At 68.3% G+C, this 12,960-nt stretch carries 18 protein-coding genes; 7 read left to right on the top strand and 11 right to left on the bottom strand.

Features of this window, described 5'->3' with window-relative positions:
• Positions 1 to 121: 121 nt before the first annotated feature.
• Both ACO0M4_RS10170 and ACO0M4_RS10175 read right to left on the bottom strand, forming a co-directional pair.
• The gene (locus tag ACO0M4_RS10170) at positions 122 to 592 is read right to left on the bottom strand and encodes a hypothetical protein (RefSeq protein WP_430369493.1); all 471 of its coding nucleotides are present in this window, start codon (positions 590 to 592) and stop codon (positions 122 to 124) included.
• 98 nt (positions 593 to 690) lie between these two features.
• Entirely contained in the window at positions 691 to 1,074 is a 384-nt protein-coding gene (locus tag ACO0M4_RS10175; protein ID WP_430369495.1) for an IS110 family transposase, read from the bottom strand.
• 157 nt (positions 1,075 to 1,231) lie between these two features.
• Between ACO0M4_RS10175 and ACO0M4_RS10180 the strand changes: the two genes are divergently transcribed.
• The 5 genes from ACO0M4_RS10180 (at position 1,232) to ACO0M4_RS10200 (ending at position 4,608) form a co-directional block, all read left to right on the top strand.
• Positions 1,232 to 1,774 (top strand): NUDIX domain-containing protein, encoded by a 543-nt coding sequence (locus tag ACO0M4_RS10180; RefSeq protein ID WP_430369497.1) that lies wholly within the window; start codon positions 1,232 to 1,234, stop codon positions 1,772 to 1,774.
• 515 nt (positions 1,775 to 2,289) lie between these two features.
• Positions 2,290 to 2,586 carry a hypothetical protein gene (locus tag ACO0M4_RS10185; protein ID WP_430369499.1) on the top strand — a complete coding sequence of 99 codons (297 nt, stop codon included), beginning with the start codon at positions 2,290 to 2,292 and terminating at the stop codon, positions 2,584 to 2,586.
• 84 nt (positions 2,587 to 2,670) lie between these two features.
• Positions 2,671 to 2,943: a hypothetical protein gene (locus ACO0M4_RS10190; RefSeq protein ID WP_430369501.1), complete on the top strand. Its 273-nt coding sequence runs from the start codon at positions 2,671 to 2,673 to the stop codon at positions 2,941 to 2,943.
• Between the two features lie 301 nt (positions 2,944 to 3,244).
• Positions 3,245 to 3,667 carry a YjbQ family protein gene (locus ACO0M4_RS10195; protein ID WP_310729379.1) on the top strand — a complete coding sequence of 141 codons (423 nt, stop codon included), beginning with the start codon at positions 3,245 to 3,247 and terminating at the stop codon, positions 3,665 to 3,667.
• Positions 3,668 to 4,050: 383 nt separating this feature from the next.
• Positions 4,051 to 4,608, top strand: a complete 558-nt coding sequence (locus tag ACO0M4_RS10200) for a DUF5994 family protein (RefSeq protein ID WP_430369502.1) — start codon at positions 4,051 to 4,053, stop codon at positions 4,606 to 4,608.
• Between the two features lie 194 nt (positions 4,609 to 4,802).
• Here the strand turns inward: ACO0M4_RS10200 and ACO0M4_RS10205 are convergent, their stop codons facing one another.
• The 9 genes from ACO0M4_RS10205 to ACO0M4_RS10245 form a co-directional block, all read right to left on the bottom strand.
• Positions 4,803 to 5,003 carry a cold-shock protein gene (locus ACO0M4_RS10205; RefSeq protein ID WP_430369504.1) on the bottom strand — a complete coding sequence of 67 codons (201 nt, stop codon included), beginning with the start codon at positions 5,001 to 5,003 and terminating at the stop codon, positions 4,803 to 4,805.
• Between the two features lie 199 nt (positions 5,004 to 5,202).
• Positions 5,203 to 6,549 (bottom strand): IS630 family transposase, encoded by a 1,347-nt coding sequence (locus ACO0M4_RS10210; RefSeq protein WP_430369505.1) that lies wholly within the window; start codon positions 6,547 to 6,549, stop codon positions 5,203 to 5,205.
• An 84-nt stretch (positions 6,550 to 6,633) separates the two neighbouring features.
• Positions 6,634 to 7,482 carry a hypothetical protein gene (locus ACO0M4_RS10215; protein ID WP_430369507.1) on the bottom strand — a complete coding sequence of 283 codons (849 nt, stop codon included), beginning with the start codon at positions 7,480 to 7,482 and terminating at the stop codon, positions 6,634 to 6,636.
• A gap of 149 nt (positions 7,483 to 7,631) precedes the next feature.
• On the bottom strand, positions 7,632 to 8,267 hold the full coding sequence (locus ACO0M4_RS10220) for a hypothetical protein (protein WP_430369508.1): 636 nt from the start codon (positions 8,265 to 8,267) through the stop codon (positions 7,632 to 7,634).
• Between the two features lie 87 nt (positions 8,268 to 8,354).
• Entirely contained in the window at positions 8,355 to 9,032 is a 678-nt protein-coding gene (locus ACO0M4_RS10225) for a hypothetical protein (protein ID WP_430369509.1), read from the bottom strand.
• 489 nt (positions 9,033 to 9,521) lie between these two features.
• Positions 9,522 to 9,902, bottom strand: coding sequence for a hypothetical protein (locus ACO0M4_RS10230; RefSeq protein ID WP_430369510.1), 381 nt, complete (start codon positions 9,900 to 9,902; stop codon positions 9,522 to 9,524).
• Positions 9,903 to 10,108: 206 nt separating this feature from the next.
• Positions 10,109 to 10,327, bottom strand: coding sequence for a hypothetical protein (locus tag ACO0M4_RS10235; RefSeq protein WP_430369511.1), 219 nt, complete (start codon positions 10,325 to 10,327; stop codon positions 10,109 to 10,111).
• Complete coding sequence (locus tag ACO0M4_RS10240; protein ID WP_430369512.1) at positions 10,327 to 10,959, bottom strand: hypothetical protein; 633 nt, start codon at positions 10,957 to 10,959, stop codon at positions 10,327 to 10,329. Before ACO0M4_RS10240 ends, ACO0M4_RS10235 begins: the two co-directional genes overlap by 1 nt.
• A 16-nt stretch (positions 10,960 to 10,975) precedes the next feature.
• On the bottom strand, positions 10,976 to 11,758 hold the full coding sequence (locus ACO0M4_RS10245; RefSeq protein ID WP_430369513.1) for a hypothetical protein: 783 nt from the start codon (positions 11,756 to 11,758) through the stop codon (positions 10,976 to 10,978).
• A gap of 265 nt (positions 11,759 to 12,023) precedes the next feature.
• Here ACO0M4_RS10245 and ACO0M4_RS10250 point away from each other — a divergent pair, with 265 nt between their 5' ends.
• Both ACO0M4_RS10250 and ACO0M4_RS10255 read left to right on the top strand, forming a co-directional pair.
• Positions 12,024 to 12,443 carry a hypothetical protein gene (locus tag ACO0M4_RS10250; RefSeq protein WP_430369515.1) on the top strand — a complete coding sequence of 140 codons (420 nt, stop codon included), beginning with the start codon at positions 12,024 to 12,026 and terminating at the stop codon, positions 12,441 to 12,443.
• Between the two features lie 112 nt (positions 12,444 to 12,555).
• Positions 12,556 to 12,723, top strand: coding sequence for a hypothetical protein (locus ACO0M4_RS10255; protein ID WP_430369517.1), 168 nt, complete (start codon positions 12,556 to 12,558; stop codon positions 12,721 to 12,723).
• The last annotated feature ends 237 nt before the right edge of the window (positions 12,724 to 12,960 follow it).

A 12,960-nucleotide genomic window follows, 5' to 3' on the forward strand; every position in this document is an offset into this window, starting at 1 on the left:
AGCGCCGGGACGCTTACTCCACGGCCCAGACCTCACGCTCAGGGCGAGGCGAGGAGAGTGAACTGCAACTACCGCTTGCGTCGTGTCCACAACGTCCCGACGGCGTTGCGCTCGCTGTGCCCTAGCTGGCCGTGGCCTCCGCTGTCTCGGTCAGCGCCATCAAGACCGCCGCCGCGTCCGGAACGGTGGCGTTCATGACGTGCACCCGTCCGGATCCCCGCTCGCCGAGGACGAATTCGAACTGGGCATGGCTCAACTCGCATTCGTACACATAGGTGCCCGGCGGCGCCTCCACCAAGGGACCGTCGGCCTGAGCGAGGCGCGGAAGCCGCATCGAGTCGACCGCTTCGGCGATCACCTCGTTGGGGACATCGCGGAACTCCACGTTCGCGCGACCATCGGCATCGATGCACACCCGCCCAGCACCGAGACCCCTCTCTTCGTACTCCAGCCTGAAGGGGTGACAGCCGACATACCGAGACTGTTCGAGTAGCAGAGGGAAAGCCGCCTCCATCACAGTGACGGCCGCCCTCTGCGCCTCATTCCAGTACGTGTCCCAGCCGTCGATGGCATCCATGACATCGGAATTCATTCGGTGCTCCGTTCAACCGCCCAGCAACGATGAGCCGGAGCCGGCCGCGCGCCGGGCACAGGGTCAATGCAACCGACGAAGCATCCAGGCCCTGTGGTCTAACGTCGCGCGGCGTCCTGCTGACTGCGGGCCAGGACCGCCAGGGCGCTGGCTGAGTCCGTGGTGTCAGGCATCCGCCGAAAGCGACCTGGGGCACCGCGCAGGATGTTGGCGATCAGCGCGGCGTCAGTCCGATCGGCTTTGGAAATTGCCGGGGCGAACCGCCCGCGGTGCCGAGCCGTGACCGCGGGCGGGATGACCACAACCGGCTGCCTCAGCCGTCGCAGCTCGGCGACGAGCAAGCGGCTGCCATCCTCGATGCCTACGTGCACCTGCCGACGTGAGAAGCGGTGTGACGTGCGGTTCAGGTCCCGCAGAGCGTCAATGAACTGGGCAACGCCCTCGGCGGTCTCCTCGACTCTCAGGGCGCTTCGAACGGGCACGGGCGGTGAAGGCGCTCACGAACGGGGCCTTCCAGGTGCTGGTCAGCTCGCCGCGCATCCTGGAGCGCCCTGCTGCTTGCGCCGCGGACTGTCACCTCGGCGGGCAGCGCACGCCGTACCTACCAGAACGTCCGGGGCCAGTTATCGGCTAGCTAGCATGCCCACCAACCTGGCCGACGAAGGGACCATCGTGGCTCAGCCCAAGACCGACCCCAGCCCCCAAGCCCTCAAGCCCGCACTCGAATCCATGACTCTCCTGGTTGCAGCCGTCATCGTCCACGACAAGGAGACCGATCGAGTCGTGCTCCTGCAGCGCAGTGAGCAGGCCAAGTTCGCCCAGGGGATGTGGGACCTCCCGGTCGGGAAGAGCGAGCCGGGCGAGCCGATCACCGAGACGGCTGTCCGCGAACTGCACGAAGAGACCGGCCTGATCGTCAAGCCAGAGGCCCTTCGCATCGCCCACGTGATCCACGGAGCTTGGGGAGTCGAGGCACCCAACGGCTTCCTCACCATCGTCTTCGTCGCTCACGAGTGGAGCGGCGAGCCAGAAAACCGCGAACCGAAGAAGCACGCCCAGGTGCGGTGGGTCAGCACAGACGCCATTCCCGAGGAATTCGTCGACACCACCGCCAGCGCCCTTCACCGCTACCTCACCGGCGGTCCAGAGGTCTCGCTGAACGGCTGGGAGCAGCGTTCCTAGAGGTTCCTCTGGGGGAGATGGGTCCAGGCCGCAAGCGCAGCAGCGACGATGTGGCTCGGCCCAGTACGGCGCCGTCAAGTGGCACAGAGAGGCCAACGCCCTCACCGACACCCCCGCAGCGCTGGAGGACCTCTTCGCACGCTCCGACCGTCGAAGGCGATAAGGGCAACGGGCCGCCTCCACGAACGCCCGGTCTCGTGTGGGTTCGGTGGACCGTCGGCCGGAGTACGGTGAACACACCGGGATATTTCGACCGCTCCCCCTTGGCAGTGGTTCCTCTTGGCAGTGGTTCCTCCCGGCGGAAACGAGAGGGACGCAAGCTTCCCACTGCAGCGATGCCTTGCCGGAGCGGGAAGTCCGGCGGTGGGCCGGGACGGATCATCCCGCCGTACGTCGGCAACTCGCCGCGGACAGCACGATGAGGGCGGTGAGGACGCCAACGTTCCATGGCTGGCGGCGGTAGGTGTGAGCCTTCGCCTCACCCCGTGGGCACCTCGCCTGACAGAGAGGCTGGCATGAGACCGACAGAAACGATGCCTTCGGCAGGGATAGCCGAGGTCCGTATCGTCGCCGCATCCCCCGAGGCTGCCCGCCGCGTCGCGGAAGTTCTGCGGCGCTGCTTCCCTGCCGCCGAACAGCGCAGCTACCCTGCCGGCCACGATGGCGGGACCCGGCTCCACATGACCGTGGACACCACTCACACTCCCGAGCCCAATGCGACGGCCCCGCCGTGGCTGGTGGCAAGTAAGTCGGCCGCGCGTGGCCGCCCGCATCCGGACGAGGTCGGAGAAAGCCGGGCCTCAGATACGTAGCTGCGACAGAGTCGGCTCCTCGACCGGGCGTCCCGGCCGCCCCGCCGCGATCAGCACGGCGCATTTTCCCCAGAGGTGGCAGTCATGGCATCACTAGCCGACCGGAAGGCGTACCGCGAGAAGATCATGCAGGCTCTCTACGAGGCCACTGAAGGCAACCGCCTTGTGGGTGTCACCGGGGCGAAGCTGCTCCAGGAACTCGCGATCCCCGAAGAGGATCTGGCGGCCGCCTGCACCTATCTGGTGGGCGAGGACCTGATCACGGTCGACTGGGCCTCGGGCAATACGCCGGCCATGGTCACGCTGACGCACCAAGGCATTCGACGCATGGAGGCTGAAGAAGAAGAGCACGGTTGAGGCAATGCTCAGGCGGCGTCCGGACCGTTCGACCGCCACAGTGCCTGTAACGCCAACGGATGCGTGTGGGGCTGGGCGGGCGAGGGAGTCTGACGGCGGGGATGTCTCGAGGCCGCCAGCGGGGACGAACGATCAAGAGGCCGTTGACAGGAGTCGCGGTCCAGATCTCGCTTGCCGGACTCGGATGCGACGGCACGAGGAATTGTCAGGGACGGGAGCGCGTGCCCTTACCGGCGGAGTTCCGGAGGAACAACCCATCCGGCCGTTAGGACTCGGGCTGTGAGAGGGGTACTGGTGAACCATGGCTGGCACCTTCACCACCCGCACGATCAACATCACAACCGGCTCTACTGAGACCCTGCACGACCTCACGAACGCATGCTCCGCGTTCCTCCGGGAGGCCGCTCACGGGCGAAACGGACTGCTGAACGTCTTCACCGCCCACGCTACGTCCGGCCTGGCGATCATCGAGACGGGCGCGGGCAGTGACGACGACCTGCTGGCGGCCCTCCGCGACATTCTTCCCGCGGACGACCGTTGGCGGGACCGCCACAGTGGTCCAGGCCGCGGCGGCGCCCACATGCTCCCGGCTCTGGTGCCACCACACGCTACGTTGCCCGTAGTCGATGGTGAGCTGGAGCTGGGGACCTCGCAGTCCGTCGTACTGGTGAACACCGACAGGGACAGCCCGGAACGCCAAGTCCGGCTGTCTTTCCTCAGCTGACCACACGACCCACCCGGTCCTGCGGCTGACCGCCCCTGCTGGCAGCCCGTGCCGTACGAGACCGCCCAGATGCCCGCACGGGAGGCTTCGTCCCCGCGATCACAAGCGGAGATGAGGACCACCACCGAGCAGCCGGCCAGGGCCGCTCCGGCCCGAGCCGCTCAACCGCTGGTCTTACCCCTTTAACGAGGCAATTCTCGGGCCGGCTAGCCCAAGGTCTCCTGTGCCGTTCGCCCCGTCGCTCCGCATCGGTCCGGCGGGCCTTAACGGCAGTAAGCTGGAACTACCGAGGGCACTCCGTACACCAGCTCCCATGCTCGTGTCGTTTTCGGCGCTTCACGACACCGGGCCGGTTACGGTCAGCCCGGGGCAGGGCGTGCGTCATGACCACGACCATTCGGTATCCGCCTGCGTTCGAAGACCGGACCGCTTCGCTGCCCCTCCGACTCATGCTGGCGCCGGCCGGCACCGCTCCGGCTCTGCTCGACGGTGCGTGGTGGCCCCGCTCCCGTGACCTCACGGCGGAACTTCCCGCACTGACGGCCGTCCTGGACCCGCTGTGGGGGCGGATCACCCACGTCACGGTGAACCCCACGTTCTGGCCGGCCATCCCACGGAAGGTGCCCGTCGACGGGCATGTGGTGGGTGTCGGCTGGTTCAAGGCCGAGCAAGATCCCCACAAGCTGCTGCTGTTCTCCTACAACGTTGGCCGTTGGGACCTCCTGGTGATCCCTCCGGAGACCAGTCCCGCCACGGCCGCCCGGCTCATGACCGAGGCCGCCGATCCGCTGGGCAGTCTCACCGCGAGCGCCCTGATGTGCGAAGCGGAGCAACGCCGGATCGCGGAGGAGATGGAACTGTCCCTGGTCTCGGTCTGGGACTCCGAAGGCGGCCACGGAGCGAGCCTGCCGACCGATTCGCGAGGGCTTCCGCCGGCTTGACCAGCTGATATGCAAGGGCCCCGAAGCGTCGCCCAACCAGTGAGGGCCGCTACCCGGATCCGGGTAGCGGCCCTCACTGGTCAACCTGACGTCACATCAGAGAACTACTAGATGACCGGAAACGTTCAACGGGTTGGCAGTGGACGTAGGCAAACCAGGTTCCTCTTCTGATCTACCCACGCCCGGACCTGTCTTCAAACGATAGTAACCTCTTGCGCCTGCGGGCCTTTCGGGCCCTGCATGACCTCGAACTCGACCGTTTGACCCGCTTCGAGGGTTTTGAAGCCGTCCGAGTGGACCGCGCTGGCGTGGACGAACACGTCCTGCCCGCCATCTACCGAGATGTACCCGTACCCCTTATCTACGTCGTACGACTTCACTGTGCCTTGAGCCATGGTCGTGTCTCCCTGCTGGCTGGTACCTAAGTGCCCTGATGAGGCCACTGCAACACATACCCGTCGAGACGACGACAGAGCGGAATGCCGCCCGAACGGTGGAAGCCATGCTGATGCCGGCCAGGCCCTCCGCACGGCAGACGAACCCGGTGAACGTTCCCGGTCACCGCACTAGTGCGATGCGCCAGAAATCCCGAGCTTAAGTTTCTTGTTGGTTGTTGGTGTCTGGAGGAGTGATCCTGGTGAGGTAGTCGGCGAGGGATTTGAGGATCTCGTCGGCGGTTTTGGTCCACTTGAAGGATCTGGGGTTCTCGTTCCAGGTGTCGATCCAGGCCCTGATGTCGGCTTCAAGGGCTTTGACGGAGGTGTGGACGCCGCGGCGGATGAGCTTGTCGGTCAGCAGTGCAAACCAGCGCTCAACCTGGTTGATCCAGGAGGAACCGGTCGGGGTGAAGTGGATATGGAAGCGCGGATGCCTTCCCAACCATGCCTTGATCTCGGGGGTGTTGTGGGTTGCGTAGTTGTCACATACGAGGTGCACGTCGAGTCCGGCGGGGACCGCCTTGTCTATCGTGATCAGGAACTTCTTGAACTCAATGGCCCGGTGACGGCGGTGGAGTTCGCCAATGATGGTGCCGTCGGCGATGTTGAACGCGGCGAACAGGCTGGTAATGCCGTGCCGCAGGTAGTCGTGTGTGCGGCGTTCGGGCATCCCAGGCATCATCGGCAGGACCGGCTGGGACCGGTCCAGTGCCTGAATCTGGGCCTTCTCGTCCACGCATAACACCACGGCTTTCTCGGGCGGGTTGTGATACAGGCCGACGACATCGACGACCTTCGCGACGAACTGCGGGTCGGTGGAGAGCTTGAAGGAGTCCTGCAGGTGAGGTTTGAGGTCGAACCTCTTCCAGATCCGACCGATGGTGGACTTTGACAGTCCGGTGTGGGCGGCCATGGAGGCACGTGACCAGTGCGTGTCCTTGCCTGGCGTGGACTCCAGGGTCGCCACGACGACGTCTTCGACCTGGTCGAGCAGGATCGACGGTGGCCGGCCCACCCTGGGCTCATCGACCAGCCCGTCCAGCCGATGGGCGATAAAGCGGGCTCGCCATCGGTTCACCGTCTGGTGGCCGACGCCGAGTTCGGCAGCGACCTGCTTGTTGGTCCCGCCCTCCGCACACCGCAGCACGATCTTCGCCCGCAGAGCCAGGAATTGAGCGGTCTTCGCCCGCCGCGACCAGCGCGTCAGCTGGGCCCGCTCGGCCTCGCTGAGCACCAACTCCGCCTTGCGTCGACCTGGCCGCGACTCATCTGCAAGTCCTGCCATCCGCTGGGCGGCAAACCGTGAACGCCACTTCCTCACGGTGTCTGTGGTGACCTTGAACTTTGCTGCTACGCGCGCATTGGGCATCCCGTCCGCACAGGCAAGGACGATGCGCGCTCGTTCAGCAAGACGCGGCACGACCGCTCCGCCCGCCCAACGCAGCAACTCCGCACGTTCCCTACCGGACAGCGCAACTTCGACAGCACGAGGTCCTCGAGACATAAAAACAGGCTACAGACTTAAGCTCAGGATTTCTGGCGCATCGCACTAGCTAGAGCCGGTCGGCGTGACCGGACGTACCGAGGGTCAGCGGGCGAGAGCTGCGGCGAGGTGGATCACGTGGTCGATGCCGACACCATGCAACTCCGCGACCACAGGAGTGGTGTCGCGGACGCGGGCAATCGGATCGGCGGGCGGGGCCACGTACCCGAACGGGCCGGTGCTCCCACCGAAGCTGAGCCCGCCGTCGTCGAGAGCATCGACCTCGGTGAACTGCACGAGGTGCGCGGCCAGCCGGCGGCCCACACGCGTCTGCATGCCGCGCATCGGGAACCGCGGGGTCCGCGCGGGGGACTCCGGCAGGAAAAGCGGCAGCACCTGCTCAACAGCCAACACCGGCCCGGAGACGGACAGATCGCACGCCGGGTTGGTGCCGACGAGGGTCACCGCGTACCGGACCCCTGCGCTCTCCCACGCCACGACGCGGCTGTTCGGCTGACTGCCGGGCATGTGGCAGGTGGTGGCACCGCGAGCGCGGACCGCTCGACCGACCAGTTCGAGGTGCCGCAGCCGGGACTGGTCGGCCTCGGACGGGCTCTGGCCGAACGCGGTAGCGGCGGCGTCGTCCAGGCGCGGCAGGACGAGCCGCATGATCTCCCGCGCGACGGGCGTCGGATCGATCCGGTCGAGGACGAGGTCCGGGTCATACGGCTCACGGCCGTCGAGCTGCCAGGCGACCTCGGTGCGCCACGGGTGCTCGGCAAGGATCAGAGCACCGGGCCGCCCGGCCTGAGTAAGCCGTGCGGCGGGGCGGGTCGTCCACCACGCCGCGTACGGCGCGACCGTCCACGCGTTGCCGTCGCGGTGCGGCAGGCGCTCGCCGACGCGGTGGGCGATTGCCGGCGCGGCGGTCACGGGGGTGGTGGCAATGGCCATCAGGGGTTTCCTTCGGGTCTACCGGCGTTGCTCTCGCCGGGGAGTGGACCGGCAGGAGACGGCTTGCGTCGCCTCCTGCCGGTTGGGTTTGGCCCGGTTGCTCTCCGGGCCGGGGCCCCGGCCGGGTGGCCGGGGCGAAGGCGGCAGGATCAGTCGGCGTCGCGGACGCTGTGCACGGTCTCGGCGACGAGGGCAGCGAGCGCGGACAAGCCATCGGCGGCGCACGCGACCAGGTACCTGCGGCTCTTGTCACCCAGGTGCGCCGACACGTACAGGTCTCCCTGTTCGCCGACGCCGAGGTGGAAGTTCGTGCCCGGCTCGTCCTCGTGCTCGATGGAAGCAGCGACGCCCCACGGGGCGGACTCGGCCTGCCAGTCGGGGCCAAGGAGCTGCACGGCAGCGCGGCCGATGTCGCTGACGCTGAACGGGTACTCCTCACCGGGCGCGGGGGTGTAGCGGCCGTGGTCGTCGTACGGGAGGGAGACGGCGTGCGCCTTCTCGAAAGCGGTGATCGCTTCGAGGACGATCGCGAGGGCGGCCCGGCGGATGGGGCGCCCGGAGATGAGCGGGGTGTCGAAAGCTTCGGTCACGGCGACCGTGGCGCCGTTGAGCAGCAGCGCCGCGTCTTTCCACGAGCTGCCGTTGGAGATGCGGGCCGCCGCGTGTGCCTGCATCGGGATGAGCCGCAGGACAAGCAGGTCGGCGGCGAACTGGTGGCGGGGGAACGCGGCGAAGATGCCGTACGCGGCGCGGGCATCGGGGGCGAGCGGGGTGGCGTTGTTCATCGGATGGTTCCGTTCGGGTCTTGGCCGGTTGCTCTCCGGCCGGGGCGGGGCGCACCTGGGTGGTGCACCCCAGGAATGGGGGAGTGGTCAGTGCTGGGCGGCGGGGCCCTGGATGGCGGGGCAGTCGTAGCGGCAGTCGCAGACCATGACGTCGGCCCAGGTCTGGTCCTGGCCGCACTCGCAGACAGCCCACTGACGGACGGTGGAGCGGATGGTGGAGCCGCCGCACGCGATGCACTTCAGGTGCAGCTCGGCGACGCGTGCTCGGTTGTACGGACGGGTGTTGTCGACGGTGACTTCGCCTTCGAGGCGCTTCCACTTCGCAAGGGTGGTGAGCACCGCGCGGAACCAGTGCTCGGTGTCGGCGGCGGCCGTGTCGGCGTGGAGCCGGTCGAGGTCGGCGCGGAGCGCGGTCTCCTGCGCCGCGAGTCGTTCGCTGGCCGGAAGGAGGCGGGGCCGCGTGGGCAGCGGGGCCGCGGTGAGCGGCGCGGTGATGTAGTCGATCACGTCGGCCGGGAAGCGGCTGGCGGGGTGCATTGTGATCAGCTCGCGGGCGTCGGCGAGGGCGTGCCACATCTCCATGAAGGGGGCGTTCGTCGTGCCGTCATAAGCGTCGCACGCCGCCGCTGCGGCGTCGAAGTGCGCGGCGATGAAGCGGAGTGCGCGCATCGTGTCCGGGGCGCCGAAGCGGTCACGGGCGACCACAGCGGCGGTGCGGGCGCGGACAGCAACGGCCACTTGGAGCGGGTGTGCAAAGTAGGTCATCGGGGGTTCCGTTCGGGTCTTGGCCGGTTGCTCTCCGGCCGGGGCGGGGCGCACTGGAGGGTGCGCCCCGTGGGGTGGTCAGAGGCGGCAGTCCTCCGAGGAGGGCGCGTTGCAGTCGGGAGGGCAGGTGGAGCGAGGGACGCCGTTGAGCAGGGCGCGGACGCTGTTGGTGCCCTTGGCGCGGCGCGGCGCGGCCGGGCGCCGCCGTTGCCGTGGATCAACTCGGCGCCCAGCACCTTGCCGCTGTGCCGGCCGATGGTGATGGAGCCGAAGGCGCCGTGCGGGCCGACGGCATTGAGGACGATGCGGCGGGTGTTGCCGTGCGGCTGGCCCCATGCGGGGCGCAGTCCCTTCGCTTCGGCGAGTCGGATGATGCCAACGGTGTACGCGGTGATTCCGGTGAGGTCGATCGTGGTCTCGTCGGCGCTGGGGATGGGTTCGGGGGCCGGGGCGCGGGGGGATGGCCGCGCTCCGGCGGTGCAGGGTGGGTCAGGCGGCGATCAGGGCGGCGCGGACGGCCTTGTACTCGGGCTTGCGCGGTGCCCACGACGCGGCGAGTTGGGCGACCTGTTCGCGGGTGAAGCGGGCGGCGACGATGGTGAAGCGGGACTTCCTGAAGAAGGTGCGGCGGATCCGGACGAGACGGCCCTTGATGCCGGTCTTGCGGACCTGGTAGCGCAGGGAGCTGACGGCGCCCTGGATGAGATCGCGGTCGGCACCAGTGGCGATGACGTGTGTGGTGAGGGAGCGGGGAGCCTTACGGATGCGGTGGGCGGCGATCAGGGCGGCACGGCGTGCGCGGGAGATGGCGCGGTTGGCGCGAGCACGGTTGCGGATCGCAGCGGCGGCGCGACGGGAGTTGGCGGACATCGAAGTCCCCTTTCGGTTCGGGTCTGCGTCGGCGGTTGCTCTCCGCCAACATGAAAAATAGTACAGCATGCGTCGCACGGGGTCTAGTTCGGCGCTGGCAGCCGAACTCGAATGGGTCAATTGTGACGGCGAATACGGGGCAATATGCATCCCGCTAGATCTCACCCGCCGACAGGTTCGATGCGTGCTGTACTAGCCACGTGGACTCAGAACAAGGCGTCGGGCTGCGGCTCCGCGCTCGGTGCCCGGCGGGGCGCGGCTCTGCGGACGGGCGGTACCTCGTCCCCGAACAGGGCGGCGGTGCCGTACGCGTCCGGGGTGGCCGGCACTCTGGCCGCGGCACGCGCCGCGCGCTCGTCAACAAGAGTGAGTGGCATCGCCTCGTCGAAGTCGCCGCGCTCCATCTGCCTCCAGTCCTGCGCCATCAGCCCTCCACTTGCCCCAGGTCGAAGGTGACCTTCTTGCGCCCGTCCTCCGCCTCCAGCTCCGGCGCCCGAGCGCCGGCGTCGGCGTAGCTCTTGAGCTGTGCGTACGCGAGACGGATCGCCTCCTGCGGGCTGTCCGCCTCGAAGTCGGCGGTCCAGGTCACGGTGAAGGTGCGCACGGGTGGCACGGCCTTGGCGGCGGCCTCCTTCGCGGCAGACACGACGCCGGCGGGGATCACGGCCATCGGTCGGCTGCGCACCGCGAGAGCGCACGGCTCGTCCTCCTCGGCGGGCGACAGGCAGATGAACCGCCACCCGACATCCGCGACACGGCTGTACTCGGCGAGCGTCCAGGCGTCCACGTCGTCGCACTCCTCGCACCCCTCGCACGGGCAGTCCTCCAAGGCGTGCGGGTCGGCGGCGTACGGGGCGGGGACGTGCCCGGCCCGGCGGACGCCGGACTCGTCGGAGAACTCGGCGAGCACGAGGTCACCGGCCTTCACCTCACGGGCGCGGACGGCCACGGCCTGGTCGAGGGTGAGCCCGTAAGGCAAGGGTGGGTAGTCGGCGCCGGTCGGCCGATCGGTGAGCGAGAGCAGCTCGGGGCTGTCGTCGAGGGTCAAAGTGAGCATCGCTGGGCCTTCCGAGTCAGGCGGGGAGTCGGCGGACGGGGATGACGACAAGGAGTTCGTCGGCGTTGTTGAGCTGGCGCACCGGGTCGAGGTCGTCTCGCGGCCAGACTGTGAGCGCGATGGGGTCGGTGAGGTCAGTGAACGGGTCCGCGCGATGCTGGCTGCACAGCTCGCACGGGCACGCCGGGTCGATGGGGCGCGGCCGGGCGGCGTACGGGATGCAGCCGTACGCCAGGTAGCTGACTCCGGCGGTGTGCGCCGGATCGTGGCCGTAGACCTCGCCGAGCACGACGTCCCGGTGCTGCACGCGGTTGGCGCGCACGATGCGCACAGAGGCCGGGTCGAAGTCGTACGGGTGGGAGTCGGCCGGGCGGGCGGACAGCTGGACGGGGCGCACGGTCGGGTCGAGGTCGAAGAACTGGGGCATCGGAAGTCCTCTCCCGGCGGGGCGCAGTTGTACGGCTGCGCCCCGGCGGCGAGTGGTTGGTGGTGTGCGCACGACGGTGTCGAGGGCGCGCAGTGCGGTCGTGAACACCGGGGTGGTGGGCTTCTCGTCGAGGTGGCGGACCTGGGCGTGCCCGTCGGGGGCGTCGTCGCCCATCGCGTCCGACCGGCGGTCTATGAAGTCGTCGTTGCCCGCGGTGACGATCTCTGTGTTGGTAGCGCCGTGATCGGGGTCGGACGCTTCGGCCCCGTGGTCGGGGGGCGGTGGCAGCGAGCCCCAGGGCGGCAGTGGCCAGCCCGGCAGCAAAGAGTGCTGCGGGGCGGGGCGGCGGGCGAGCAGGCGCAGTCTGCGCATGACGAAGTCCCCTTCGATTCAGGTCAGTTGGCCCGGTTGCTCTCCGGGCCGGCGGTGCGCTCCGCACGGTACACACCCCTCGGGTAAAAGTACAGCCCACGTCGCGCGATCCCCTCTAGGGGTGCGTCCCCGCTTTCGTTAATGCCTTGGCTGCCTAGGATTCATGGTAGTGCGACGAGTGCTGTACTATTCAGGTGTTGGTGGAGAGCAACCGCCAACAGCCCGGAGAGCAACCGGGCGCAGACCCGAACCGAAAGGCACACCCATGCCCGTCACCGTCGACAAGACCCCCCGCGCCTTCACCGTCTTCATGCAGAACGGCACCGTGCGCGGCGTCACCCTCACCCCCGAGGCCGACGAGGACCGCGAACTCCTGAACTTCCACGCCTACTGGGCCGACTGCTTCGACGTCTTCGAGGTCACCGCCATCGACCGCTACGCCGCCACCATCCGGGCCATCGCCGCACACGACCGCGCGACCGCCATCGAGGACTACATGGACCGCGTCGGCGTCACCTACGGAGTTGCCCGCACGGTCTACCAGGACTGCCGCGCATGGGCCCGCGCACTCACCCTCGAAGGTCGCACCTCCTGGCTCACCAACGGTCTCAAGAGCTACGCGCCCCTCAAGCACTTCGCGCTCATCGAGGCAATGAGCGAGCACGGCGAGCCCAGCACCACCTGAGTGGCCCGCACCGCCCGCCCCTCCCGGCAGGGCGGTGCGCCCCGCCCTGCGCACTGGCCACGGGGCCGGTGCCGGGCGCACCGCCCCAACTCACCACCCCAGGAGCACCGACATGCCCCCGCAGCCCTTCACCATCAGCCCCTGCTTCGACTTCCACCACCACCCCGACGGCGAAGGCGACGGATGGGCTGAGTACATGCGCCTCATCAACGGCCGTCTCTACTACTTCGAATACGGCTACACCGCCTCGGGCTACTGGACGTACCGCGCCTACGTCTGAGTGCCCGGCACCGAAGTGCCACTCACCCCCGGCCCCACCGTGAAGTGGCGCCTCGTCCACGAGCTGCACAGCGACTAGACGCCCACCGGCCAGGTGACGGGCGGCGCCCCGCCCGTCACCTCCGCCCCACCAGCCACGAAACGCGAAACAGCGTGAACCAGTGCGCTCTTACGCGTGGGCGCGTAGAGGCCGCTCGAAACCGCTCAAAACCTCGATCGCTCATCCCTGGAGGACCTG

Origin of the sequence: Streptomyces sp. RGM 3693 (genome assembly GCF_050471125.1) — a bacterium.
Classification (GTDB): domain Bacteria; phylum Actinomycetota; class Actinomycetes; order Streptomycetales; family Streptomycetaceae; genus Streptomyces.

Bases quoted from the DNA above. Each gene is read 5' to 3' on its own strand.
- ACO0M4_RS10240 (WP_430369512.1), bottom strand. From the start codon at position 10,959: ATGCTCACTTTGACCCTCGACGACAGCCCCGAGCTGCTCTCGCTCACC.
- ACO0M4_RS10200 (WP_430369502.1), top strand. From the start codon at position 4,051: ATGACCACGACCATTCGGTATCCGCCTGCGTTCGAAGACCGGACCGCT.
- ACO0M4_RS10170 (WP_430369493.1), bottom strand. From the start codon at position 592: ATGAATTCCGATGTCATGGATGCCATCGACGGCTGGGACACGTACTGG.
- ACO0M4_RS10225 (WP_430369509.1), bottom strand. From the start codon at position 9,032: ATGACCTACTTTGCACACCCGCTCCAAGTGGCCGTTGCTGTCCGCGCC.
- ACO0M4_RS10235 (WP_430369511.1), bottom strand. From the start codon at position 10,327: ATGGCGCAGGACTGGAGGCAGATGGAGCGCGGCGACTTCGACGAGGCG.
- ACO0M4_RS10245 (WP_430369513.1), bottom strand. From the start codon at position 11,758: ATGCGCAGACTGCGCCTGCTCGCCCGCCGCCCCGCCCCGCAGCACTCT.
- ACO0M4_RS10210 (WP_430369505.1), bottom strand. From the start codon at position 6,549: ATGTCTCGAGGACCTCGTGCTGTCGAAGTTGCGCTGTCCGGTAGGGAA.
- ACO0M4_RS10250 (WP_430369515.1), top strand. From the start codon at position 12,024: ATGCCCGTCACCGTCGACAAGACCCCCCGCGCCTTCACCGTCTTCATG.
- ACO0M4_RS10190 (WP_430369501.1), top strand. From the start codon at position 2,671: ATGGCATCACTAGCCGACCGGAAGGCGTACCGCGAGAAGATCATGCAG.
- ACO0M4_RS10220 (WP_430369508.1), bottom strand. From the start codon at position 8,267: ATGAACAACGCCACCCCGCTCGCCCCCGATGCCCGCGCCGCGTACGGC.
- ACO0M4_RS10255 (WP_430369517.1), top strand. From the start codon at position 12,556: ATGCCCCCGCAGCCCTTCACCATCAGCCCCTGCTTCGACTTCCACCAC.
- ACO0M4_RS10230 (WP_430369510.1), bottom strand. From the start codon at position 9,902: ATGTCCGCCAACTCCCGTCGCGCCGCCGCTGCGATCCGCAACCGTGCT.
- ACO0M4_RS10205 (WP_430369504.1), bottom strand. From the start codon at position 5,003: ATGGCTCAAGGCACAGTGAAGTCGTACGACGTAGATAAGGGGTACGGG.
- ACO0M4_RS10195 (WP_310729379.1), top strand. From the start codon at position 3,245: ATGGCTGGCACCTTCACCACCCGCACGATCAACATCACAACCGGCTCT.
- ACO0M4_RS10185 (WP_430369499.1), top strand. From the start codon at position 2,290: ATGAGACCGACAGAAACGATGCCTTCGGCAGGGATAGCCGAGGTCCGT.
- ACO0M4_RS10215 (WP_430369507.1), bottom strand. From the start codon at position 7,482: ATGGCCATTGCCACCACCCCCGTGACCGCCGCGCCGGCAATCGCCCAC.
- ACO0M4_RS10180 (WP_430369497.1), top strand. From the start codon at position 1,232: ATGCCCACCAACCTGGCCGACGAAGGGACCATCGTGGCTCAGCCCAAG.